Below are 24517 nucleotides of genomic sequence, written 5' to 3' on the forward strand. Positions count from 1 at the left end.
ACGAGATTTCAAGTGTCCTTTCAATACTGCAAATAGAAAAATTTCTCCCTTTTCAACATCAGGAGAAACTTTTTCCATTTCCGATACTCTGGTATATATCCTTGTACAGCATCCTAAAAAGACTTTGAGCCTTATGAACATATGTCAGGCTCATTATTGTATTTCCGCCGTTTATAGAAATCAGCTGTGTGGTTCCTTTACTTGCCCCGTTTTCTATAAAGAATCATACCGGCCGAGCAAATGCATAGGAATAAGAAGCTTCCTGTGCTTGTAGCATCTGATGTCTTAGGGCGCAGGGAAACCGTTTTCTGGTGGCTGTCCTTATGCGTCGGATTGTTTGCCGGATGGTTTCCTGCAAAGGACGGTTGCTCGGATGAAGCACTGCGCTTTTTCCATATTGCATACAGTGTTGTTTGTTTCTTCACAGGCTTTGTGAAATCATACGACTGCTTTCCCTGTGCATCCTCTGCCCAGTATGCGAATACAAACCCATCCCTTTCAGGCAAAGCCGGCTTTGACGCACACTTACCTTTTCTCACGATTTCCTCATTCCATATATGAGAGGATGCCGTATCCCTTACTGTAACTGTATAATACTCCATGTCAACGGTTTTGTCTGTACCATAAATACTGATTGTTGCCCCGGTGTTATGTATACCCTGCTCTGTTTTTTCACAAATCGTATAATCGCCATTTTTTACCGCATCAATATCTACATACGCTCCGTCATTGTCTTTTAAAATATACTGTTTGCCGCAATCCTTCCATACTGCACCATCTTTGTATGTCCGAATTTTCACCTTGAAAACGGTTTTCCAATCCGCATATAGGCTCATTGCTTCGTTAACCGGCTGCTGGAAGTCATAGGCTTCCCTGTCCGTCTGCTTTGCCTTCCAGCAGATAAAAACTGCTCCCGGCTCTTTTGGGTCCGATGGAATTTCTGCCATTGTCCCTTTCAGCACAATCTGTTCCATTTCCTTCAACAGCTGTGTCTTATTAAAAAACGAAATTGTATAATAGTCAACAGCCGCTGTCGTATCCTGCTCATCTACCTTGACAGTAATACCTGTAGCTATATCAGAGCCTGTCGACGTTTCATACAGCTGAAAGCTACCGTTAGGCAGCCGCTCTGTCGAAGAGAATGTTCCTGTATCCCCTCTCCACGCAAAGGTTTTCCCGGAATCCTCCCATGGTTTATGATCTTTTTGAATGCTCAATGCAACGCTAAACATCCCGGTATACAGATTACAGCCATACCATACCGTATCCTTTTGAAGATAGCTTTGCAGGTATTGCTGAATTTCTACACCGTTTAATACGGTTCCTATTTCATCACATATGCGTACCTCCCGCTGATCAGAGGCTCCTATGAATATATTCTCTCCCATAACCGGTGGCTGCGGAGGTAAGAGCAAGCGGGATAAAGACTGACAAAACCAAAAGGCATTATCATCTATAGACTCCACTGCAGGAAGAATAATGCTTTTTAATCCGGTGCAGCCATAATATGCACTGCTTTCCACTGCTCTTACGTTAGGGAAACTGACCTCTTGCAAGGAGGAACAACCGAAAAAGGCTCTGCTGCCGATGCGCACGGCTGATGGAAACTGTAATTCTTCTAAAGCTATACAACCTTTAAAAGCGCTGTCCCCAATACCGTATACGTTGGGAAACTGAACTCTCTGAAGTGCCCTGCAATCTGTGAACGCACTGCTACCGATGCTCTCTGCCTTAGGAAAATGCAGGTTCTGAAGCTGCCCGCATAATTGGAAGGCATATTCATCCACAAAGTCAGCTTCAGGAAAAGAAGCGGTCTTTAAGGAAGAACACTTCGCAAATGCATGCTTACCAATGCGATATGCTTCTGGTGCCTCTATTTCTGTTAGGGCCGCACATCGTTCAAAGGCGTAATCACCTATGATAACCGATTGTGGTATGGTTACCTTTTCAATACAATCGGGAAAGATTGCAGTGTAATCGTTTGCCGAGGGAAGATCAGCTATCTCATACAAATTCCTTTGTATCTCAAATTCCTTTAGATTTTGCAGTGTATCATGCTGTGACCTCATCCATTCCCAGTCCGCTGTCGAGATTCTTCCATCCATTACAATAAGCCTGCTTATCTCTGTCGGGCTGACTGTCTGAAGTGCTGCCTGAAGAGTATCTCCCTGCAAAGCTTCCCTTGTACCGTCTGTCATATCAATTGTCAGCGTGATGGAATCCGCCGCCGGAGTCAGACCGTCAGGGAGAAGAAGAGTATCCAGCTTCAAACAATTCCGAAAGGCGAATTCACCTATCCTATCTGCCTGTGGAAATTCTGCCGTTTTCAGATTTGTACAATTTTCAAATGCACGACTTCCGATACGTTCGGCACGCTCCAGCCTGATTTCAGTTAGGGAATTGCAATCGGAAAAGACCTGATTATCAATATATACAGCGCCTGGTAAAACGATATCCGTTAATGACGAGCAGCTCATGAAAGCAGCATCACGAATACGCTCTGCCAGCGGTGCATGGATGGAGGTCAAAGCCGTACAGCCCATGAAGCCTTCCTCGCTGATTACTGTAACAGAGGGAAGCTTCGCATATGAAAGTGCTGTACAGTTTTTGAAAGCCTGTTTTGAAATTGCCGAAGCTCTTGGCAAATCTATTGCACGTAGAGAACTGCAGTTTGAAAAAGCCTTTTCTTTTATTGAAACTGCCGAAGGAAATGAGATTGCCGTAAGAGCAGAAGCACCATAAAAAGCCGATGCCATGATATCTTCAGCCTTAGGGGCATGGACTGTCTGTAAGGAAATACAGTCCATAAATGTTTTTTCCGGGATTTGTATGACCTCCGGAATATTCACCATCTTCAATGATTTACAGTTACGAAATACAGAGGATCCAAGACTTGTAACGTTTGGAATCTCGATTTCTGTTAATGCTGTACAGGATTCAAATGCTGCAGTGTTTACTCTTACGAGCTGTGAAAATTCCAGAGTTTTTAGCTGTTTACAGGAATAAAATGCCTGATCACCTATCGTATGTAAAAAAGGCAGACTTGCATAGGTAAGACCGTCACAGCCGGAAAATGCCGCATTTTCTATTGAGGTTACCTTTGGAAATGCAACAGACTGCAAAGCATGGCACTGTGAAAAAGCACTTTCTCCGATTTCATATGCGTTCGTAATGTCGACAATCCTTAATTCGTTACAGCCATCAAAAGCATTGCTGCCGATTCGTACAGATTGAGGTATTACTACCTTCTGAAGCTGATATGGAAAAATGGATGGATACGCAGGACTTCCCACGGGTGCATCGGGCAAATCTGCGGTTTGTACCCGATCAGATATTTCAAATTCTGTGAGGGCCGCAAAAGCGGCACGGTTGTTTCTCAGCCATTCCCAGTCTTTCGATGTTATGCTGCCATCCGACACCAGCAGGCGGTCGATACCGGTCAGCCCGGCTCCATGCAGTGCCGCTGATAAAGAATTTCCAGCCAATTCCTCTGTTTGTCCATCCGATGTTATAATGCGAACAGCTATGGATGATGCAGCATTTATCACAGTGGTTCCAATGAGCCGTACACCCATGATCATACATACCAGCAGAATAGAAAAAAAACGACGCCCTACACCTTTTAAATACCTGTTTTTATATATCATATTCCTACCTCTTATAATCATAAAGATTACTTACGTCATTCTTTACGATACCTGACCTCATTATAACAAACATTGCTTTCATATAAGGTAACAGCCTGCCATCTTGAATATTTCTTGAACATTTCAGTATGCTTCTATCTTACAGAGCAAACCTGCTGTCTGCAGCAATAAGAGAAACAGTATGTTCGCCGTTATTTTCGATCAGTGGATAGGATATACAGCGAAATCAAAAAGGTATTTTATTTGCATTCGCATTTCAGATTTTACTATAGTATAATTACCGGTTCATTTCCTCTGTATCTGTACGTATATCAGGCACGGCAAACCACTCCTTTAGCTGCCCGTGTATCCTTATTTCTTTACTATACGCTTTAGTCCGGCGATATCCAGCAGTAAATTGACCGTTTGAAAAGTACCTTTATAAAATACCGCCCAGTTATTGAACACGCAGGGCAGAGCCTTTGCCTTTTCCAAGGTATCAATCAGATGGAATGTCACCGGAACATCCTGTGTATCACAATACTGCTTCACGATTTCTATGTTCTTTAGAATATAAGGACATTGCATATCATAGTAGATGGTCAGTTCCTTATCCTTAATCTGCGAGTTCTTCGCCTGTTCCGTAAAGGAAGGCAGTGTTCCATCAAAAGAGTATGCCAGCAATTCATAACCGCTTTCTGTCGTATCTGCGACCTCAAATCCGAATTTCTTTGCGAAGGCTTGATCCGTAAGCCATGCCTTTTGTTTTTTTGCCCCCAGCATGCATACACCGGATTTTTCCTTTGCTCTGGCATCTGCCAGACAGTATTCCATCAGCTCTCTGCCATATCCTTTTCCCTTATACTCGCCGGTTGCCCAAAGACAGTAAATGTAATAATAATCAGCACCGATGATTGGCACCCAAGCGGTTTCCAGCGGTGCATATTCAATGAATACTGTCCCTTTCACATTTAATTTCCGAAACACATGACCTTCCTTCAGACGATCTATCAACCATTCCCTTTTTGCTGTTATACCGGGATGTGGCTTTCTACTGCGAATAATACAGCAGAGATGCTCATTGTAGAGGTTTTCCTCTGTAAGATTTATAAATTCATTTGTCATAGCACCTACCTCCTGTTTTAATTTTACAGCGTTTCTCTCTTACACTCAATACAGCACTCCCATTGACCTCTTAATCATAGAATTTTCCTTTATGAAAATTATTCTCATGTATTTTCTTTGCCGTCATACAAAACATAACACAGCCGTCCGGACATACAAGCTCCTTGCTGTAAGTGCTGTTTCCTCCGATATTGGTTAAATCACCGCCGCTGCGTACAGCCTCCATAACTGGAAACATCACGGTCATCGTTTTGGAACAGATGCCCTGTCCCGATAGGTTTACAGGGCAGCCATAGGTACATGTATAGCGATCCCCGATTTCCTCCCCGTTTCTGCAATAACGTTCTGTGTGATCACTGCGCAGAAAGCCTGTAACCTCTATTTCCCATGTGTATTCCTCATCATACCATTTTTTCATATCTATCTTTCCTCCCTTGTTCTGTTCACTGAAAACCATCTTATTTCTGTTGGACTATCGTCCCGTAAAAAAACACCATATTCCTTCTTATGAAACACGGAACATTACCATAATTATAAGCGACAGTATGGCACAATACTTGATTTTGCTTGCTGTTTACCATTGGGTTTCATTTCCTGCATCTTACAATTTCCGGCCTTCCAGAATAATCTGCCCTGCATTCTGTTGTCTGCTCATTCCACATGTGAGCATATTTGTATGCGATGTTTCATCCGCAAAGAATCACTTATGTGTATGTGCAGCTACGCTTTCCACCAGATTTTCATGATATCGATTATAATATTACATAAGACAAATTTCTTTGCTAAACAGGTTCCCATATCATTCCTGGATGTACTATTACTGTCTATACCCACGTAATAAAAGTTTGAAACACAAAGCCTTATCCCTGTATTTTCTATTATTCATAGGTGAATCAAAGTATTTCCCATACAAAAAGCCAGCGATTCTGCTTCTTCACTGGCAATATTTTATAATTTGATTATGCGATCATGCTCAGGGTTTTCATGTCTGTATTTTTGCTCTATTTTAAAAAGGCACGGCTATGTATGCTGGATTTTGGATGAATGTAAGGCAAGGATGATACAGAGCCGTGCATAAACATCAGTTGTCCATTTCCGGTTCAATTAATATTTTATAGAAAAATTCCTTCTTCTTGTCCATGATTTCCACGGCCTCTCTGGTTTTTGATAGCGGAAGGCGATGTGATATGATTGCATCCGTCTGAATAATACCTTTGTTTAAAGCATCCAGTGCGATATCCCATGCATTGTGCGGGAAGCGTTTAAATTCAAAGCTCCACGTACCCTTGATCGTCAGCTGCTTGCGCAAAATCATTTCATAGGTGTCAACTGCAACGTTCAAATCCTTAACCGGTCTTCCAACAGGTCCGAAGCGTCCGTTCTGCTTCAGTAATGACATGGCCTGATTAAATACCACAGGTGCTCCGCTTGCTTCAAACACGACATCACATCCTGCTCCCTTGGTTGCTTCCTCCACTGCTTTACGAACCTCATCCATCGACGCGCAGAGTGCATCCTTTAAACCAAGCTGTTTTGCTATTTCCACCTTTTTCGGATCGAGGTCAACTGCAAATACATGGGCAGCGCCGAATGCCTTCGCCCACTGTGCTACGAAAATCCCTATCGCGCCAAGACCGAACACAACCACATCATCACCGAAGCTTACCCCGGTATTCAATACCACATGCAGTGCCACGCTGATTGGTTCCAGAAATGCCGTTGCTTCCGGTTTCACATGCTCGGGAACGATGACCAGATTTTCCTTTGGCACCCTGACATATTCCGCAAAGCCTCCATCACTTCTGGAACCGAGAAAATCATAGTCCTCACACTGTGCAAAATCCCCAACCTCACAGGATTTACAGCCTCTGCATGGAATCAGAGGAATGACGGCAACCTGCTTATGCAAATAGGCAGGCTCCACCTCGCTTCCGATTTCAACAACCTCTCCGCCAAATTCATGTCCCGGAATGGTTGGAAAATGATAGGTCCCCTGTGTCAGGATACGCGGTATATCAGACCCGCAGACACCACACGCAGCAACCTTGACAAGCACATCGTGATCTCCGATTTCCGGTATCAATACATCTTCCACGCGAAGATCATTTACACCGTGAAGAACTGCCGCTTTCATATATCCTTTCATAACTGCCCCTTTCTATTCGAGATTTGCATGCTTTTTCCATAAGGCATGCAAATCCGTTATCTGTTTCTTATCGACAATCAGCAATGCCACCATATCTGCCAATAGCAGCAGACTCTGTTCAAACAGGCTGCTCATGACCTGCTGCGATTTAATTTCATCCTGCAGATTCAGCTTGGTGCTGCATGGGATACGGATGAAAAGATCCTCATACGGTGTCATGGAGCTGGATGCATTGCTACCGATATGTGCAATTCGTGCATGGTGGGTTCTTGCGATTTTGACGATAGTCAGCGGCACTGCACTTTCTCCGGATCCGCTGCCGACAATCAGCAAATCGTTTTCAGTGATCGCCGGCTCATCGACCGCACCGACATAGGTTGCTTCAATTCCCAGATGATGCAACCGCTTGACAAACGCCTGCAGCATAAGCAGCACACGGCCGACACCGACTACGAATACGGATTCAGCTTCACATATCGCTGCGGTAAGTGCTAAAACCTCTTCTTCCTTTACATTGGCGAAAACCGTCTGCAGCTCCTGCAGTACCGTATCTTTAGCTTCTGTATACTTCATCCTTCTTCACCTTCTTCAAATAATGCATAAAAGTCAGCGGCATACCGGTTTACATCTGTCTTGATCTGCACAGAAAACTGTGATATGGAAAAGGCAAACAATCCCAGCAGAAAGGTAAGATCCCCGGCTCTGGGATCTTCCTTGCTGAGAAACTCATTCATTTTCATATCCAGCGCCGCAATCTGTTTTCGATAGGCAGCACAATAGCTCTGCCCTGTCAGCTTGCGTTTCTTTCCGAATACAGCCTCCTCATGATTCTGTATAAAGGCCGCAAAATCAATATGTCCTGCCGGTTTCATCATATATCTAGAGCCGCACTGTACATCGCCTTGCAAATCGTGACATTGTGTTCATGAATATCATCGAACAGCTGCTTCAAATCCTTCAGACCTGCACGATGCGTAATCAGATCGGATACCTCCAGCTGTTCTTCCTCAATCATACGTACCGTATATTCCCATTCATTGATCGGCGTCTGTGCATAGTAGGAGTTCCATACTCCGTGCATTTCCAGCTCCTTACGCAGAAGCAGGGAATGAACGTTCAGCTGTATCGTTGTATCCGCATGCGGATTCCCCAGCCAGACAATCGTGCCGCCGACTCTGACAATTTCTATGGCATCATTGATACCTGCCGAGCAGCCGGTTCCTTCAATAACGACATCCACACCGCGTCCGTCTGTCATCGCATCTATGCGCTCCTTTAGATTTTCTTTTCCTGAATTGATAACCGTAAAGCCGCGCTCCTGTGCAAATCTCTGCTTTGTTTCGTCAATATCTGTCAGAATGACCTGTTCTACACCAAACAGCTTTGCCCAGCGGGCAGTCATAATGCCAATCGGACCTGCGCCCAGAATCGCCACTGTCTGCCCCGCCGTGACATTTCCTCTGCGCAGAGCATGCTGGGCAACGCATGCCGGCTCGCACATACTCAAAGCTTCCAAATCAATATCATCCTTCTGTGACAGCACCAGATGCCAGCGGGACGGCAGTAAACAATATTCCGCAAACCCGCCGTTGCTGCGTGAACCAAGATAGTCGTAGTTTTCACACTGACAGAACTGTCCGATTTCACAGGGTTCACACTCCCGGCACGGAATCAATGGAAATACCGCAGCCTTTCTTCCAATCAGATCTTCATCCTTCGGATTCCCTACAGCACACACTGTTCCGCTGAATTCATGACCGATTACGACCGGATATACTCTGGTACCAAGCTGATATACTCTGGGTATATCAGAGCCGCAGATTCCGCACGCCCCTATTTTAACGAGGATTTCATCCCCCTGGGGAGATGGGGTTTCAATCTCTTCCAGACGGAAGTCGTTAATGGCATGCAATCTCATTACTTTCATTCGATATTCCTCTTTTCCTTATCTATCTTCCCTTTTTACTTCGCAAGAATATTGTTCAATTCAAAACGCTTTTCACTCGGAATGATCTGGATTGCCACATCAATCCCCTGATCGAGGAAATCCTTGATGCACTGGCGCTCCTCATCCGTTGCGGATACATTTTTATAAACGGTTGTTCTGCCTGCCTTCATTCCCATACCGCCGATATTCACAGCCTTGATGTTTATGCCGTTTTCAACCAGCTTTTTCAGGCTCAGCGGTGATTTTGCCAGAACAAAACTCGGTACATCCAGGCCGCCCTGCAGCTTGATCAGCGCTTCATCCTCTGTAAGAGCAATGACCTTTAAACCGCTTGGAGCTGCATTCTGCAATACAAACAGCATGAAGTCATCCTTAGCAACCTTATCATCAATGACGATGATCTGCTTTGCCGGCAGTGTCTTCATCCATGCTGTCATGACCTGACCGTGAATCAGTCGGTCATCAATACGAACCAGTAATAAATTTTCCATATGAATCGCTCCTTTTTATCCTCTGTTATACTGAATAGTACCGATGCTTTCCTTTGCCTCAGACTCCGCCATAGCCGCAAGTTCATCCAACGTGGATTCCTCATTTCTGCCCAGCGTCAATGTCAGCAGCATCGGCAGATTCGCACCGACTACGATGATGATCTGCTGTTCTCTGGAAAGCATCAGAGAACGGTTAAACGGTGTACCGCCACGAAGATCAATCAGCACGAGAACACCATCCCCGCTGTCTGTATCCTCAATCGCCTTTTTCAGCCGTTCCCCGTATGCATCCGGGTCCTCCCCCGGCTGCAGCGCAACAGCAGCGCATTGTGCAATGGTACCGCCGATCATTTCCGTGCTGCTTTTTAATCCTTCACAGAATACTCCGTGGCTTGCGATTACAAAACCAACCATAACTATACCTCGCTTTATTCTTCCAGCGCCTGTACATACGCTTTATACATATCTTCAAACGTATCCAGGCCCCGGATTATGCTGGATGTTCCCACGACGAATGCATTGGCTCCTGCATCCCTCATGATTTTGCTGTTTTCTAATGTTGTATTTCCATCCACAACGATATCAATATCTTTTCCATATGCATCCAGAAGCTTACGCACTCTGCGAATCTTCTGCGGTGCATCCGGCACCATTTTCTGACCGGCAAAGCCCGGATTCACAGTCATTAGTGTGACATAGTCAATCAGGTCGATGCATTCCTCCAGATACGTGATAGGCGTTCCCGGATTTAATACCAGTCCGGCTTTACAGCCCTTCTCCCGTATGGTCTGCAGCAGCTTATATGGCTGAGCCGTCGTTTCCGGATGAAAGCTGATACGATCTCCCGGCTGGATATCATAATACTCCATATACTCCTCCGGGCGAAAGGACATAATATGCACATCAACCGGCAGACTGCATAAACGCTTGATATCCTTGTATACCGGTGTTCCCAGCATAACATTTTTCACATAGGTTCCATCCATGATATCGAAATGTACGGAATCCAGCTGCACGTTTTCAAACAGCTTTAAATACGGTTTATATTCCTCTATCCTGCAGCACATGATAGACGGTGATACTTTTATATCCATAAACATTTTCCTTTCTGACAGTGCCTGCTGAATCGTGCAATACATCGGTTTATAAGCCTTACGTATTGCACAATTCCATTGTTCTGCTTAGGCTCCTACACTCAGCAGTCCCAGCAGGGATGCCGCAATACCGATGATGAAGATAACTGCAATAATCAATGTCGGATTCATTTTCTTCTTTACCATCCACCATACAAACAATGCTATGACAAGAGGAATGGCACCCGGCAGCAGCTGGTTGAAGATATCCTGTACGACAATTTTTACCTCACCCACTTTGAATTTCGCCGGGCAGATAACATTGATTCTGGAGTATGCCATGTTACCGACAACCGTAAGACCGATGATGGAGAATGCCTCTGTAATCTTATTCAGCGTACCGCTTTGCAGAAGCTTGAAAATTGCCTGTTTCCCCTGTTTGTAGCCCAGCATGAAGCAGGTGTAGCCACAGCCGATCATCAGCACCTTATAAACGATTTCAAACAGGATCGGTCCTGCGAAATTTCCATCCAGTGCCAGACTACAGCAGATACCGGCCAAAATCGGATATACAACCGCCTGTGATACCGTATCACCGATACCGGCCATCGGTCCCATCAGACCGGTACGCAGCGCATTGATGTCTTCACCGCTGATATCCGCACCGTTTGCCTTCTGTTCCTCCATAGATACGGTAATACCGTGAATAACCGTACCAATCCAGGATGGCTCTGTATTGAAGAATTCCATATAGGTTTTCAGAGCTTCCACCTGTTCTTCCTTTGTATCATACAGCTTCTTCACCACAGTAATCATCATATTTGTATTACCCAGTGCCTGCAGACGCTCATAGTTGTAGCAAGTTTCACTGGAATAGACCAATGCCCATGCTTTGACAAGATCTTTTTTGCTCAGTTCTTTTTTATTCATAACGGCGTTGCTCATGATTATGCTCCTCCTTCTTCCCGATCTCTGCTAAAGAAGTACATCACTGCTGCAATGACGGCAGAGAATATAAACAGTGACATGGTGTCCAGCTTCAGATATACCGTTGCGAAGAAACCGAAGAAGAAGAATGCAATCAGCTTTTTCTTTCCCAGATAATTCAACAGCATTGCAATACCAAGCGCCGGCATGATTGCACCAACCAGATTCAATGCATCAACGAGCCACTGCGGAATCATGGCAAGTGTATCCTGTGCCCACTGTGCCCCGTACAGAATCATCATCATTACCGGAATACCGTATAATACAAAGGACAGAATACCGGAAGGTACATAGTTCATCAGACGCACACCCTTCAGGTTGCCGTCTTCCAGATATTTATCGGCACGGTGTACCCAGACAGAATTCAGCGTCATATACGCCTGATTGATCAGAATACCGAGCAATGACAATGTTACAGCGAAGCTGACAGCCAGCTTCGGATCAGCTCCGGACAGAATCGTCAGAGCAGTACCGTAAATACCTGCGACCATCAGGTTTCCAGGCATAGAGCCTCCGGCTGTGATCCAGCCAAGATAGGTCAGCTGAATATAGGCAGCTGCCTGCATACCGAGAACAGGCTCTCCCATAATGACACCTGTAAGGAATCCGGACCAGATCGGATATAACCATGTTCTTGTGATAAGGTGTGAAAACCACCACTGACTGCCTGTAGCAAGCAGCGCTACTAAGATAGCTTGAATTAGCATTTGTAATGCCTCCCTTTCTCAAAATGAGTGATAAACAGTAATCGACGGATGTCGCTTCCATCCGATACCCATATGTCCCCCGTCAGTAACTCATGTTCACCCTCCTTTCTCTTTCTGACGCATACGACCGAAAACGAAAACGTTTACATCACGTTTACGATTCTGATTGTATCCTCACAATCTCATCATGGCAATGGATTTGGATTGGAAAGCTTTACCGATTTTCCGACATTGATGTAAATTTAATTTTTGCATTTATAAAATACATGATAAATAAAGGGGCAGCGCAGTCTGCAAAGATTTTCAGTGATAATGCAGCTTTGTATTATCTAAAATTAACTGGAAACGGTGAAACGTAGTTGCTATAATGGTAAAAAGAAAGAAAGGGATATGAATGATAATACAAATAAGCAAAGAGGTATATGATAATCTTTCTGATTCGGAACAACAGGTCATCAATTATCTGAACGAAAACGAAGTCAGCATTCCGTTGATGTCTATCACGACGATTGCAGAGAAAACGTTTACCTCCCCGGCAACGGTTTCACGTACCATACAGAAATGCGGCTTTCGCGGTATTTCCGAGCTGCGCTATAAAATCAGCAAACGTGCCGAGCATACCGATGATTCCTATGTTGTCAATAAGGTCTTGAACAAATCCTACAAGGAGTGTGTAAAGACGATTGACAATATCTGTGTGACCAACATACTCAAAATTATCGAGTACGTCAAAGCTGCGGAGAAAATTTTCATTTATGCTCGGGGATTCACTGCACTGGTTGCGGATGAGCTTTGCATGCAGCTGCAGCTGCTCGGCTACAATGCGCTTGTGGTAAAGGATGTAACATGGATGGTGAAAACCGATAAGCTGGTGAATGCAAATGATCTTGTCATCATTCTCTCTGTCATGAACACCACGCCGGAGCTTGCGAGCAGTGCACGGATGGCGAAACGGACAGGCGCAAAGGTTGTGACCTGCTGCTGTAAGGAAGGCACTCCGCTGGAGCGCTATTCGGATGTAAGCATCATCGGTTATGCGGAAACCATCACCAGCAATAAAACGATTACCGTGATTTCCAGGATACCGCTGTATATCATCACACGAACGATTGTCGAATATCTGACTCTGTAAGACCGCTGCCAGCCGCAGCGCTTTTTTTATATCGCAGCAACAGCAGGAAAAGCTTTTCAAGACCACTTTAAATCAGCTGTTATCTGAAAACAATTTCAAGCAGTCAGGTACTATACTGAAAGTATACATGAGGAGGTAGTCTATGGAAAAAGAAATGCGGTGTGCCGTATTTACAAAGCAGAGAACAGTGGAGCTTCAGCACTTTCCGATTCCGGAGGTGGAGGATGATAAAATACTGGTCAGAATTGAAGCCTGCGGTATCTGTACATGGGAGCAAAGGGTGTTTACAGGGAGAATTCCTGCAAAGTATCCGCTGATCGGCGGGCATGAAGCAGCAGGAAGAATTGCCGCGGTGGGAAAGGCGGTTCGCGGTGACTGGAGCATCGGACAGCGGGTGATTGTCGGTGTCACACTTCCCTGCCGTTCCTGCTATTACTGTAAACAGCATGAGGAGCAGAGCTGTTTGAACTTCAATACCGATCAGATACTCAGCGGACAGCCCTACCCCGGTACCGGCGGGTTCAGTGAATATATGATGGCGGTACCCTACAGCATATTTCCCTACGAACATATAACACCGCAGGAGGCCTGCATCTGTGAACCGGTTTCCTGTGTTCTTCACAGTGTAGAAACTGTCGATCCGCAGTTCGGAGATACCTGCGTTATCATCGGAGCCGGTATCATGGGACTTCTGCATGTCCAGCTGTGCGTGAAAAAGGGATGTCTTGTAATTGTTACCGATATGGACGAGGAACGTCTAAAGCTTGCGAAAACCATGGGGGCGCAGTATACGATCAATCCACACAGGGAGCATGCGGAGAAACGCATTCTGGAGCTGACACACAGCAGAAAAGCACAGGTGGTATTCGACACAACACCTGCCGCAGCTGTTGTGGAAGAGGCCTGCCGTTATGTCGGCAATACCGGCAAGCTGATGATTTACAGCGGTATCTACCCAAACAAACCCGTACAGCTGGATGCCCACTGGATTCATAAGGGCAGTATTCAGATTCTGGGAACTGCAAATTCCAACGACCGCGACTTTATGCGTGCTGCAGTCATGATTTCAGAAGGTATTCTGGATGTAAAGCCCTTTATCAGCAATGTCTTTGCTGTGGAAAACGCACAGCAGGCGCTGGAGTCATCCTGCCAGGGAAACACGTTTCGTAATATTATCACATTCGACGAACAGTCATAAGGAGGAAAAAATGCTGGTTACTACAAAAGAACTGCTCTGTGTCGCAAATGCAGAGAATAAGGCGATTGGAGCCTTTAACATCACCGGTCTGGAAACGCTGCAGGCTGTATTGCAGGCAGCTGAAAGCAGAAAAGAACCTGTGATTCTGCAATTTGCACAGGTTCATGAGGAGGAACAAATTATTAGTCTGAATATCATCGGCCCTATTATGGTCATGATGGCTGATCAGGCAACGATTCCGGTTGCCGTACATCTCGACCATGGTGTAGATCTTCATATTCTGAAAAAAGCACTGGACATGGGATTTACCTCAATCATGTTCGACGGTTCCTCGCTGCCCTATGGAGAAAATATCGCATATACAAGGATGGCTGTCAGTATGGCGCAGGAATACGGAGCCAGTGTGGAGGCGGAAATCGGTCAGATGGCTGGGATTACCCTCAACGATCGGAAAATAACAGAAAACCGCAAGGTGGATCGAAGGATGTTTACCGATCCTCTGATTGCACAGGATTTTGTAGAAAAGACCGGTGTTGACTGCCTGGCATGTGCATTTGGCACCGTGCACGGACTATACACGACGAAGCCCTGTCTGGACTATGATCTGGTAAAGGAGCTGGATGCGGCAATCGGTGTCCCCATTGTTATGCATGGCGGCAGCGGTGTCAGCGAGGCAGATTATGATATCGTGATTGAAAACGGTGTACGCAAGGTCAACTACTATACCTATATGGCGAAAAGCGGAGGGGAAGCAGCGAGAGCATATGCATCTGCTTCTGATATTGTTTACTTCCATGATATAGCAAATACGGCAATAGCGGCAATGCGCAGTAATGTGGAGGAAGCACTCCGCATCTTTGCGCACCGCAGGGGGAACTGATATGAAAGCAGCTGTTTACTATGGGCGTTACGATGTACGAATTACTGATTTTAAAGAGCCGCCGTTATCCGATACAGGCGTGAAAATTGCGGTTTCCTATTGTGGCCTGTGTGGTACGGATTTACATAAATACGATGGCAAGGGAGGCTCACGCCCGGTAATTCCTCCTGTTGTACTGGGGCATGAGGCAAGCGGTATCGTTGTGGATACCGGAAAAGCCGTAACAGAGCTTCAGCGAGGCGCTCGTGTGTGTGTCGATCCCAACTGGAGCTGCGGACATTGTGTCAGCTGTAAGAAAGGCCTGACGCATATGTGTGAGAACAGCCGCGGTGTCGTAAAGGGCTTCGCACAGTATATCTGCCCTCCGCAGGAAAATGTCTATCGCATTCCCGATTCCCTGTCACTTCAGCATGCGGCTCTTGTGGAACCCCTGTCCTGCTGTCTGCACGGCATGGATCTGCTGGATGTACATCTGGGAGATCATGTACTCATTCTCGGCATGGGAGCAATCGGCTCTATGATGGTACAGCTGTGCCGTCTTGCAGGAGCTGCCCATATCGTTGTAGTAGAGCCACAACGTGAAAAAAAAGAGCTGGCGGTAAAGCTTGGCGCAACCATGTTTTTATCACCCGATGATGATGTTATCGGTATCCTGCAGCAGGAACAGCTTCATATAAGCAGGGTCATGGAATGTGTGGGATTAAAAGCAACCATCGAAGATGCCTTCCGATATGCAGGAAAATGTGCAACTGTCGTGCTGTTTGGTTTAGGTGATCCACAGCATCCGGCTGTTTTTGATCAGTACAGTGCGTTCCAAAAGGAGCTTACCATTAAAACAAGCTTTGTCAATCCGCATACAACTCAGCGTGCAATCAATCTGTTGTCCGCAAAAGCCATAGACTGTGATGCCATCATAAGCCGAATTATGCCGCTAGAGGATGTTGTGGAGGAGCTGCGGACACAGGAGTGGTTCCGCAAGGGAAAGGTCATTGTAAAAATCGGCGGGGATATGGAAGAACGCTGACAAGACCTCGTTTAGCAATGTTTCTATCTTTTTGAGGTGACAGCTGAGAATTTCCATTGTAATCTAACGCATAAAAACATGGCTTCTTAAAGGGGCCATGTTTTTTTCTATGCTATTCTCCATTAGTCGAAGGGCTATACTCTGTAAAAATTATCCGGTTAAGCTGTGATACACTTTTCTGACACCTCTGCGGCTTATTCCGGTAAACGAACCCTTACTGAATTATCACAGGAACCGCTTTCTCATTGTTAATAACCGCATAGTGAAATCCATAATGCTTGCATAGCCCGTTCCTGCAGCATGAAATTGTGCAGCGTGAGTAGCTTTCCTCAGCTGAATCCTATACTTTTTCAGACATGTGCGATATATAGCATGCGCTTCAGCTTTCATCAGTTATGCTTCGATTTCATGAAAGATATCCGGGAACGAAGCCAAGCAGTAAGCTATTGCCTTTTTACGATACAGTATGCTTTCATCAGCTCTCCGGTTTCCATTTATCTACAAACACTTTTTTTAATTGCTGCAGCTTTAGTTTTCTGATATCCGACTGAAATTCTTTATCCTGAAACAGATTTATCGTATTTTGCAAAGCACGAAGCTGAACAGCACCGTCCATCACCGCCAAATTCAAAACAAAATCTACCGGAAGCTCTTCCTGTGTATTATCCATTCGATGAAAGGATACCGGTGTTGCCAATCTTAATAAACAAATACCATTCTTATGTATGCTGCAGCAGGACTCCGCATGGGGTATTGCCACCGGCACCAGAGTTGCTAATCCGGTAGGATACATTTGCTCCCTTTTAATACAATTCTGATAAAAGTCAGCTTCCACACACCCGTTCTTATATAACTCATCAGCCGTCATCTGAATAGCCTCTTTCCATGAAACAGGATTTCCTTCTATTACATAAATGTTGTCTACCATACCCGTCTTCCCTTCATATAATCAGCTTTGAAACCTTCTGATATACATATATCCCTGCTTCATCCTTATACCACATTTCATGCAGCTTTTGCAATAATTCCTCTTTTGAAATCTTTCTCATTTCTTTTTCATACTGGGCTATCTTAGCGATAAAGGCAATACCTATATCCAAATTCGCAGCAGGATCGCTTTTCCATAACAGAATGATCGGTTTCACAAAGCGCTCATTTAATTCCAGCTTGCGCAGCATATTTCTCGCTATATTTGATAGGTCACGGCTTTGCTCGGCCAGCTCATTATGTGGAAACTGTTTACAGACAGGTCGGTTTAAACCCAGTCTTTTTTCATATATGTCCGACCATTTCCGAACATAACCTTCCGATAAACCATATCCGACTACCAGACTTCGTCTGACAAGATCCATATACGGGAGAACAGCATCCCGTACATCAGAATTCAACGTAGCTTCTTCAAAGCTTCTGCATTGATACAGAATTCCTGTAAATGCGATGGCATCGGACAATGTATTTAACAGGAATCTCTTGCGGGCAAAAATAGAATCTATATGATCGACTGCCGGAATAAATTCGATACCGGTATCCTCTACCACCCTCTTATCAACTGCGATTTCCTTAAATTCCGTAGTTACAACCTCCAGAATATCTTTTGGATTTTTTCCGCATCCCCGATCAACCATCGTATCCGGTATTCGGATTTTCATCAGATTATCACGTTGTTCCTTGCTATGCGCACATTTCATTAACAGACCTTGAAAATATGCAGAGGCCGATGCAATATTCTCACATAGTAAAATCATATTGTTATCCGCATCTGCTGTATTCCAGACATCCGCAATTATCTCGGCTACATGAATTAAATTTTCCTGTATGACAGAGGTTGTCACAGTGTCGATTTCTTCACGAAGCAATCTCTTTATCTCGTCCATTTCGTTATTCATGGATAAAACCCTGTGGACAGTGATTTCCTGATGCTGATCATTCGCTTCTGCATCAACACAATGCAGTCTATACGTATTATTATTTTTCTTTATCGCATCCATCAAGGCTTCATTCGTATCTGCAATATAAACCTCGCAGCCACTATGAACCAAACTGTATATCGTCAGTCCCCTTCCCAGAGCACCGACTCCAAAATGAAGTACTTTTTTCATAATGCCTCCTATGCCATATGCGGATAAGATACCTTTATTACCGCCAGCTTATCATGCAATGATGCTCCATATGGCCGAAGTATGAATTGGCCTACTGCCGCAGGGATAAAGGTTGCTTCCGCATAATGGATGACAAACGGTTCAAAGGTGCCGTCCAAACTTTCAATCAAAGCTTCTTCTCCTTCCACCAGGATCAGAATCTGAATTGCATCCTCACACTCCAGATGCAGAGCCTTCGTAAACCAGTACCGCTTGATATCCATCGGCTCATAATCAATCGGAGATGTATCATCACACTCCCAGCCATCTCCATGTGCAATCTGCGGCTGCTTTGCTATGAGATGATCATATACGAATTCACCTTGAAAATCTTCCTGAATACAATGCTGTCCGTGATCAATATTCACCGGACGCGGACGTCCGTCATAGTCCACTCTTCCCCAGTCGAATAATTTAAAGGTTGCATATGTATACTGATCGATTTCCAATACGCAGGTGCCTTCTGCGGAGCTATGAACAGTTCCACTCGGAATAAAAACATGCTGATGTTTCTTTACAGGGATACGATTCACATATTTCGCAGCATCGAATTCTCCGCTTTCTTCAGCTTTCTTCAAATCGCTGACCATATCTGCCACCTTCGTACCTTCCTTTAATCCGAGGTAAACCGCAGAACGCTCCGTTGTGTCCATTATATAATAACTCTCATGATGTCCTGCTCGAGCATTGAAAACAGGAATACCATAGGAAGCAGTCGGATGTACCTGCAATGACAGATTACCGCCTTCCCATGTATCCAGATAATTGATGGTCAAAGGACAGCGATATCCCCATTTATAATAGATACTCGCACCGAGAATACGTTTTGGTTCATAATACAGCATATCCTGAGCATCAATAGAGAAGATACCGTTTTTTAATTTATAGGTAACCTTCTGCATACTCATATGACCGGTCAGCACCCAGCCGACATTGGGCCAATCCTTACACACACCGAGAACCTTCTGTGCCCATTTGCCTCCCCATATGGCTTTGGTAAATTGCGGCACCAGCTGAAACGGTCGGGATGAAGCGTGTTTTATCAGCGTTTTTACATCACTATTACGCAGCATGACGGGGTGATCTGCATCATCTAAATTCAAAACGTAATCGGCTTTCTGCAAGCAGGCCGTTTTATGCGGGGCAAGAATCGTGTGATCCAAGAATATATAGCGCTTCTGCTTTTTCAAAAACTCTTCATCCGCATTCTCTGCTCCCCAGTTATCCCCTCCTGCCGCAAACCGTGTCATAACTGCTTCAAATGTGAAATTAGCATACAGTAATACATCCGGATGTTCGCATACGATTCCTGCAGCAACACCATAGATAATAATCAATCCGTCCTGTTTTCTGATTCTGTTTTTCAAATCCTCCAGTTTTTCTTTTGAAAAATATTCTTCTGCAGTACCGACAGCAAATGCTCCATACGAACGATCCTGCGGAACAATGAATTTTTCAAATTTTGTGAACAGCTCTGCTGCGGATAATAAAGCATCCTCGGTATGAATTATTTCATCCGGCTGCAGATCGGTGATGAGATTATCCAATAGGGCACTCTGATTCACGCCATGATAACAGTCTATCACGATAATCTTCTTCTGCTGCTCCATCTGATTCAACTTTTGTTTTATCTCGTATCCTATTTCATCATAGCTGCTGAAACAATCAAACTGATTTGCTTCAATATAAGGATGTTGATTAAAGTTTGGCTCTCTTGTATCGTTATACATATCATTTTCCTCTTTTCCTCAAGTCTATAAAATCCTCCTCCATAACCTCCTTACAAAGCTCACGGGTGAAGGAGGATTCTTGATCCCAGTCTTAAATTTGTGCGATTCCAAACAGCTGAAGAAGCATACGGACAAAGCCTGCAAGAATAGAACCACCCTCATCCCAGCATGTCAGTAAAGCTCCGTTGCCTACCGTATCAGCCATAAGTCCTGACTTTTCAATTCCCATAGTGATCGCCGGCGCCATCCATGTAGCTATATAACTGATTAAAACAAGATACAGTGTAGTACAAATGACACAATGAACCATATTTCCCCTGGCATAAGGTGCAACTCCTCCCACGATATAAGGCAGGGCTGCCAGTGATGCAATCGGGATGAATCCTACTCCCGGAAGAAGCAGACACAGAACGATCATAATCGGAACCTCAATCACAAAGGTTGCCATAACGGAAGGATCTCCAAGAAGGGTCGCTGGATCTACTGCAATATATAAATCCCTTCTGCCTTTGAACTTCTTTTTCATCCATGTCATGATACAGGTCGTTACCGGTACAATACCCTCACATACAAATGCCGCCATTTTAGGAAATAAAGCTAGTGTGGCTGCCAGAGTTACAGAGCATTCCAATATTCCTGTAATATCAAAGCCGGCGCACAAGCCCAGTACAAGACCAATGATTGCCCCAAGCACGATCTGTTCACCGAAAATACCAAACCGGTCCTGAATATCCTCGGCAGAGAACTTAATCGAATTCAAACCGGGTATTTTATCAATTACCTTCATGACGATACAGGTAAACAGTCCGGCCATAGTTGCGGAAGAAGCAATACAGCAGACGCCCGGTGTATTGTTGAACTCCTGAAAACGCGGAGCAACAAAGTCGGCCAGCTTCAACAGGATGATCAAAACGATAACCGTTATAATCAGTGACAGAACATAATCATCCGTGATAGCATAAGCTATCAGTCCGACGAACAAACCGTGCCATGTATTATGAATATCCACCCATAGAACCTTTGTCCATCCGAGTCCGATCATAATAATATCCAGAACAATGATGCAGGCCAAGGCAGGGAACAGCAGCTCTACATAACCGTAATAAGGGATAGCTCCATATCCGCCATCAATAACATTCAGCGTGATTCCCAATGTTGAGGCAATTCCTTCAGCGACACCCTGCATTTCCGTAACACAATAATTGATCAATAACGTGATTCCTGCAATACCCACCATAAAGCAGCAGCATGCTCTTACTGCATTTTTCATACCTCCCCGAAATACCACACACATAAGGCCCATAACAATTCCTGTAAACGCAGCCGTCGGAAGTGATGTGATAAACGTAACAATCGTTGTGAATATTTCCATAAACTTCTCCTCTCGATTTCTAGGTTTTGGTATTTTGTTTTATGATGTATATCAGCTGTTTTCTTTTTCGATGATTTCCTTCAGGTATGCTTCCACCTCATCAATGCATTTGATTTCATCCTCTTCATTCTGCATAACGAATGCGATTCCATTTACAACCGGAAACGCATGCTTCCTTGTATAATTCGTTGAAGATACCAGAATATCAATTTTATCGCTATAACGAGGTACATCATTTATAAGCCCATGCTCTATTTTAATTTGTTTTTTCACATCCCATCCCCGTTCCTTTAATCCCGATTTCAATCCCTCTGCTGCCATATAAGATGTTAATTTCCCCGCTCCGCAGCATACGAAGATAAAGTATTGCTTTTTCACTGTTCGCCAGCTCCTTTCTCTGCAATCATCCGCAACAAAATATCCAAAACATAAGATTCTTCGGCTGTTGAAGCAGTAGCCGTCCTGATCTTATAATTTCATTTTACATTCTACGTGATGATCTGCCGCCTTAACTTTTGCCCTAACATTGTGGCATATTCCTAACCGATAAGCTGTTCTATTACTGTTTCATAAACAGGATTCTCTAAAATCCTTTTTACTGCCTCTCTATTGGAAAATAAACGAAATGTCCGTGTATTCAGATTTTTTATTTTCTCTTCCTCCACATAGCCTTTTCCATAGGAAATCACAAATACGATGCGCACTCTTTTTTCGCTCCACTTCACGGCATCCTTCAATACGGATACGGAAATAAAGGTTTCCTCTGTACATGCTTCCATCGGATGTGGAAATGCAATGAAATTCCCATAATCTGTCGGATATAGATTTTCCCTCTCCAATATTTTTTCCTCAAGCATACCGATTGGTTTATCATAATGCTTCTGCATACGGCAACAAATGTTATGAATTACCTCCTGCCTTGTCTTTCCTTCCACACAATTAAAAAACAGCTCCTTCTTATAAAACTCCAGAAGGGAGGAATCATAATCGTTATGGATTAGGATATCCTTTACCTTATACAGGTCATTCTTGGTAAGATAAGGATTGATATAATATATATGCTTTCCTTTCACATCAATTGGGATGGTTGAAAATATAAAATCATAAGAATCCAGATTTTCCTGAGTGAAATTGTGCATATTTCTCATTTCTATGCTACTGATAAAAGGCTCGAATTCTCTCATAAACTTAAATGCGAGCAGCTGTGAGCTTGCCCTTCCTGCAGAGCAAATAATGAGGATGCGTTTCTTTTGTTTAAACTTCTCTTCTTCTCCGGTAAAAAGCTCGATGAACGGGGTGATATAGGCGATTTCATCCTCGGTGATCAATTTGGCGTACTGATCCTGTATGGCAGCAAAAGCATACGATGCCATCGCATAGCTTAACGGATACTTTTCCTTTATATCCAATTTTTGTGGATTTGTAATCGGGATATTGTATTTCATTCGTATATCGAAGGGAATCAAATGTGTGTAAAGTGACATACGAAGCTCCAGATTGCTTCTGAGATCTACGCCGAATTCTTTATAGATGCCTTCCAGCATGGTACTGACCTTTTCCTGTATGTGAACCGGTATAATCATCGTTCCGAAAAACTGATTTTTCGTAATCATCGTTTGCTGACTCTGAAATAAAATGGCAAGAAAAGAAAACTCCGCACTGTATTTTTCTTCTGCTATCATGATTCCCATAGCTTCCAGAGCCTTTAAAATCTGATCCGTCACTACAAGTGTATTATCATCAATATGATCCACTTCCTCACGGTCATAATCCGTATCTATATAGAAACCGGAGAGAATCCGCTGTGTAAATACGAATACAGAAACAACCAGCTTATCGAAGGCTGCGGAGTAAATTGTAATTTCGGTATTTCTCTGAATTATCTTTTTTAACATATCCTGAATCACCTTGATTGTAATCGGATTTTGCGACTCATAAAAGTAGACATCCTTTTCAATCAGGGAATTCATAAGGCTTCTTTTATCCTGCTCCTTTCCCGCAATCATGATTCCATTGTGGGATTTCCTCATCAATGTCAGATTATACTCCTCCAGCATACCTTCGATTTCATGCATCGTATTACTGATAGAAGTCCGCGAGATATACAGCCTTGCTGCGATTGCTTCCATCACAATACAGTCCCTTTGATTCAGCAGGATACTTAACACCCCAAATGCACGCTCCTGTGGATTTTCCGGAACTGCCTGCTTAGCTTCCGTAAAATTTTCTAAGAATTCCTTGAATTTCACATTGTTATGTACACGTAATTTATATCCGTAATGCGGTCGTGATTCAATACATCCGACCTTCTGATATACAAGCATTTTATTGATATCGGTAATACGATTACGAATTGTCTTTATACTTATTTCACAGCTTTCAGAAATATCCCTTGCTGTCACATATTCTTTTTCATTCAGTGATTTTAATATCTCATATGCTTTGCTCCTATCCATGATAAACCTCCCTGAACATAAAATAGATGTTTCTATTTTGCATAGTGTTTATGAAAAAGAGAATTCAATTTCTATTGATGAACACATTAGTTATGAATTCCCTATTTCAGTTTGTACCCACAAATGAGTAAGAACCTAAAACCGTATGACATCCTATCTTTTTTTATTTATATATTTCCGATAAGTTTTTAAAGCTATCGCCCATATATGAACTGCTATAAAACAAAATATCAAACTTATGCTGATATATATGAGGAATACAGATACACCAGTCACTCTGTCCAGATATAAATAAAGCAGAATCAACAATAGGACAGAGAGTATTACACATTTGATAGACTGAATACAGGAAGAGTCATAGATAAGCTTCATAAAATTATTTTTTTTCGGAGTCCAGCTTGAAACCGGCATCTTCTTTAAGAAGAGGATCCGAAAAGAAATATCATACGTAATATAGAAACCGGCTGCTACCATAACAGAAAGG

General features: G+C 43.8%; 22 protein-coding genes. 4 read left to right on the forward strand and 18 right to left on the reverse strand.

Features of this window, described 5'->3' with window-relative positions; genetic code table 11:
• Positions 1 to 197 precede the first annotated feature (197 nt).
• From ACESPQ_RS10365 to ACESPQ_RS10420, 12 genes are all read right to left on the reverse strand, one after another.
• Positions 198 to 3647 carry a leucine-rich repeat protein gene (locus tag ACESPQ_RS10365; RefSeq protein WP_257334508.1) on the reverse strand — a complete coding sequence of 1150 codons (3450 nt, stop codon included), beginning with the start codon at positions 3645 to 3647 and terminating at the stop codon, positions 198 to 200.
• A 351-nt stretch (positions 3648 to 3998) separates the two neighbouring features.
• Positions 3999 to 4751, reverse strand: coding sequence for an N-acetyltransferase (locus tag ACESPQ_RS10370; protein ID WP_257270849.1), 753 nt, complete (start codon positions 4749 to 4751; stop codon positions 3999 to 4001).
• A gap of 70 nt (positions 4752 to 4821) precedes the next feature.
• The gene (locus ACESPQ_RS10375; protein WP_257270848.1) at positions 4822 to 5169 is read right to left on the reverse strand and encodes a TIGR04076 family protein; all 348 of its coding nucleotides are present in this window, start codon (positions 5167 to 5169) and stop codon (positions 4822 to 4824) included.
• A gap of 663 nt (positions 5170 to 5832) precedes the next feature.
• Positions 5833 to 6897 (reverse strand): galactitol-1-phosphate 5-dehydrogenase, encoded by a 1065-nt coding sequence (locus ACESPQ_RS10380; protein WP_257270847.1) that lies wholly within the window; start codon positions 6895 to 6897, stop codon positions 5833 to 5835.
• 12 nt (positions 6898 to 6909) lie between these two features.
• Entirely contained in the window at positions 6910 to 7470 is a 561-nt protein-coding gene (locus ACESPQ_RS10385; RefSeq protein ID WP_257270846.1) for a hypothetical protein, read from the reverse strand.
• Positions 7467 to 7772 (reverse strand): hypothetical protein, encoded by a 306-nt coding sequence (locus tag ACESPQ_RS10390; RefSeq protein ID WP_257270845.1) that lies wholly within the window; start codon positions 7770 to 7772, stop codon positions 7467 to 7469. The genes ACESPQ_RS10385 and ACESPQ_RS10390 overlap by 4 nt, the downstream gene beginning before the upstream one ends.
• On the reverse strand, positions 7769 to 8824 hold the full coding sequence (locus ACESPQ_RS10395; RefSeq protein ID WP_257270844.1) for a galactitol-1-phosphate 5-dehydrogenase: 1056 nt from the start codon (positions 8822 to 8824) through the stop codon (positions 7769 to 7771). The genes ACESPQ_RS10390 and ACESPQ_RS10395 overlap by 4 nt, the downstream gene beginning before the upstream one ends.
• Before the next feature lie 35 nt (positions 8825 to 8859).
• Positions 8860 to 9336 carry a PTS sugar transporter subunit IIB gene (locus ACESPQ_RS10400; RefSeq protein ID WP_373144336.1) on the reverse strand — a complete coding sequence of 159 codons (477 nt, stop codon included), beginning with the start codon at positions 9334 to 9336 and terminating at the stop codon, positions 8860 to 8862.
• Positions 9337 to 9351: 15 nt separating this feature from the next.
• A complete protein-coding gene (locus tag ACESPQ_RS10405) occupies positions 9352 to 9750 on the reverse strand; it encodes a PTS sugar transporter subunit IIA (protein ID WP_257270842.1) in 399 nt (132 codons plus the stop codon).
• 14 nt (positions 9751 to 9764) lie between these two features.
• Positions 9765 to 10430 (reverse strand): ribulose-phosphate 3-epimerase, encoded by a 666-nt coding sequence (locus ACESPQ_RS10410; RefSeq protein ID WP_257270841.1) that lies wholly within the window; start codon positions 10428 to 10430, stop codon positions 9765 to 9767.
• A gap of 87 nt (positions 10431 to 10517) precedes the next feature.
• Positions 10518 to 11354, reverse strand: a complete 837-nt coding sequence (locus ACESPQ_RS10415; protein ID WP_257270840.1) for a PTS system mannose/fructose/sorbose family transporter subunit IID — start codon at positions 11352 to 11354, stop codon at positions 10518 to 10520.
• Positions 11355 to 11356: 2 nt separating this feature from the next.
• Positions 11357 to 12103 carry a PTS mannose/fructose/sorbose/N-acetylgalactosamine transporter subunit IIC gene (locus ACESPQ_RS10420; protein WP_002606615.1) on the reverse strand — a complete coding sequence of 249 codons (747 nt, stop codon included), beginning with the start codon at positions 12101 to 12103 and terminating at the stop codon, positions 11357 to 11359.
• A gap of 394 nt (positions 12104 to 12497) precedes the next feature.
• Here ACESPQ_RS10420 and ACESPQ_RS10425 point away from each other — a divergent pair, with 394 nt between their 5' ends.
• From ACESPQ_RS10425 to ACESPQ_RS10440, 4 genes are all read left to right on the forward strand, one after another.
• Positions 12498 to 13235, forward strand: a complete 738-nt coding sequence (locus ACESPQ_RS10425; protein ID WP_257270839.1) for a MurR/RpiR family transcriptional regulator — start codon at positions 12498 to 12500, stop codon at positions 13233 to 13235.
• Positions 13236 to 13377: 142 nt separating this feature from the next.
• Complete coding sequence (locus tag ACESPQ_RS10430; protein WP_002606617.1) at positions 13378 to 14433, forward strand: zinc-dependent alcohol dehydrogenase; 1056 nt, start codon at positions 13378 to 13380, stop codon at positions 14431 to 14433.
• A 10-nt stretch (positions 14434 to 14443) separates the two neighbouring features.
• Complete coding sequence (locus ACESPQ_RS10435) at positions 14444 to 15313, forward strand: class II fructose-bisphosphate aldolase (RefSeq protein WP_257270838.1); 870 nt, start codon at positions 14444 to 14446, stop codon at positions 15311 to 15313.
• Between the two features lies 1 nt (position 15314).
• Positions 15315 to 16337 (forward strand): zinc-dependent alcohol dehydrogenase family protein, encoded by a 1023-nt coding sequence (locus ACESPQ_RS10440; RefSeq protein ID WP_257270837.1) that lies wholly within the window; start codon positions 15315 to 15317, stop codon positions 16335 to 16337.
• Between the two features lie 475 nt (positions 16338 to 16812).
• Here ACESPQ_RS10440 and ACESPQ_RS10445 read toward each other — a convergent pair whose 3' ends face one another.
• From ACESPQ_RS10445 to ACESPQ_RS10470, 6 genes are all read right to left on the reverse strand, one after another.
• A complete protein-coding gene (locus tag ACESPQ_RS10445; RefSeq protein WP_002606620.1) occupies positions 16813 to 17265 on the reverse strand; it encodes a PTS sugar transporter subunit IIA in 453 nt (150 codons plus the stop codon).
• A gap of 13 nt (positions 17266 to 17278) precedes the next feature.
• Complete coding sequence (locus ACESPQ_RS10450) at positions 17279 to 18436, reverse strand: hypothetical protein (protein WP_257270836.1); 1158 nt, start codon at positions 18434 to 18436, stop codon at positions 17279 to 17281.
• An 8-nt stretch (positions 18437 to 18444) separates the two neighbouring features.
• On the reverse strand, positions 18445 to 20205 hold the full coding sequence (locus tag ACESPQ_RS10455) for a class I mannose-6-phosphate isomerase (protein WP_373144337.1): 1761 nt from the start codon (positions 20203 to 20205) through the stop codon (positions 18445 to 18447).
• 91 nt (positions 20206 to 20296) lie between these two features.
• Entirely contained in the window at positions 20297 to 21577 is a 1281-nt protein-coding gene (locus ACESPQ_RS10460) for a PTS transporter subunit IIC (RefSeq protein ID WP_002606623.1), read from the reverse strand.
• 51 nt (positions 21578 to 21628) lie between these two features.
• Positions 21629 to 21955 (reverse strand): hypothetical protein, encoded by a 327-nt coding sequence (locus ACESPQ_RS10465; protein ID WP_002606624.1) that lies wholly within the window; start codon positions 21953 to 21955, stop codon positions 21629 to 21631.
• 161 nt (positions 21956 to 22116) lie between these two features.
• Positions 22117 to 24033 (reverse strand): PRD domain-containing protein, encoded by a 1917-nt coding sequence (locus tag ACESPQ_RS10470; protein WP_257379178.1) that lies wholly within the window; start codon positions 24031 to 24033, stop codon positions 22117 to 22119.
• Between the last annotated feature and the right edge of the window lie 484 nt (positions 24034 to 24517).

Source organism: Clostridium sp. HGF2 (genome assembly GCF_964240115.1).
Taxonomy (GTDB): Bacteria; Bacillota_I; Bacilli_A; order Erysipelotrichales; family Erysipelotrichaceae; genus Clostridium_AQ; species Clostridium_AQ innocuum.

Bases quoted from the DNA above. Each gene is read 5' to 3' on its own strand.
- ACESPQ_RS10365 (WP_257334508.1), bottom strand. From the start codon at position 3,647: ATGATATATAAAAACAGGTATTTAAAAGGTGTAGGGCGTCGTTTTTTT.
- ACESPQ_RS10370 (WP_257270849.1), bottom strand. From the start codon at position 4,751: ATGACAAATGAATTTATAAATCTTACAGAGGAAAACCTCTACAATGAG.
- ACESPQ_RS10375 (WP_257270848.1), bottom strand. From the start codon at position 5,169: ATGAAAAAATGGTATGATGAGGAATACACATGGGAAATAGAGGTTACA.
- ACESPQ_RS10380 (WP_257270847.1), bottom strand. From the start codon at position 6,897: ATGAAAGGATATATGAAAGCGGCAGTTCTTCACGGTGTAAATGATCTT.
- ACESPQ_RS10385 (WP_257270846.1), bottom strand. From the start codon at position 7,470: ATGAAGTATACAGAAGCTAAAGATACGGTACTGCAGGAGCTGCAGACG.
- ACESPQ_RS10390 (WP_257270845.1), bottom strand. From the start codon at position 7,772: ATGATGAAACCGGCAGGACATATTGATTTTGCGGCCTTTATACAGAAT.
- ACESPQ_RS10395 (WP_257270844.1), bottom strand. From the start codon at position 8,824: ATGAAAGTAATGAGATTGCATGCCATTAACGACTTCCGTCTGGAAGAG.
- ACESPQ_RS10400 (WP_373144336.1), bottom strand. From the start codon at position 9,336: ATGGAAAATTTATTACTGGTTCGTATTGATGACCGACTGATTCACGGT.
- ACESPQ_RS10405 (WP_257270842.1), bottom strand. From the start codon at position 9,750: ATGGTTGGTTTTGTAATCGCAAGCCACGGAGTATTCTGTGAAGGATTA.
- ACESPQ_RS10410 (WP_257270841.1), bottom strand. From the start codon at position 10,430: ATGGATATAAAAGTATCACCGTCTATCATGTGCTGCAGGATAGAGGAA.
- ACESPQ_RS10415 (WP_257270840.1), bottom strand. From the start codon at position 11,354: ATGAGCAACGCCGTTATGAATAAAAAAGAACTGAGCAAAAAAGATCTT.
- ACESPQ_RS10420 (WP_002606615.1), bottom strand. From the start codon at position 12,103: ATGCTAATTCAAGCTATCTTAGTAGCGCTGCTTGCTACAGGCAGTCAG.
- ACESPQ_RS10425 (WP_257270839.1), top strand. From the start codon at position 12,498: ATGATAATACAAATAAGCAAAGAGGTATATGATAATCTTTCTGATTCG.
- ACESPQ_RS10430 (WP_002606617.1), top strand. From the start codon at position 13,378: ATGGAAAAAGAAATGCGGTGTGCCGTATTTACAAAGCAGAGAACAGTG.
- ACESPQ_RS10435 (WP_257270838.1), top strand. From the start codon at position 14,444: ATGCTGGTTACTACAAAAGAACTGCTCTGTGTCGCAAATGCAGAGAAT.
- ACESPQ_RS10440 (WP_257270837.1), top strand. From the start codon at position 15,315: ATGAAAGCAGCTGTTTACTATGGGCGTTACGATGTACGAATTACTGAT.
- ACESPQ_RS10445 (WP_002606620.1), bottom strand. From the start codon at position 17,265: ATGGTAGACAACATTTATGTAATAGAAGGAAATCCTGTTTCATGGAAA.
- ACESPQ_RS10450 (WP_257270836.1), bottom strand. From the start codon at position 18,436: ATGAAAAAAGTACTTCATTTTGGAGTCGGTGCTCTGGGAAGGGGACTG.
- ACESPQ_RS10455 (WP_373144337.1), bottom strand. From the start codon at position 20,205: ATGTATAACGATACAAGAGAGCCAAACTTTAATCAACATCCTTATATT.
- ACESPQ_RS10460 (WP_002606623.1), bottom strand. From the start codon at position 21,577: ATGGAAATATTCACAACGATTGTTACGTTTATCACATCACTTCCGACG.
- ACESPQ_RS10470 (WP_257379178.1), bottom strand. From the start codon at position 24,033: ATGGATAGGAGCAAAGCATATGAGATATTAAAATCACTGAATGAAAAA.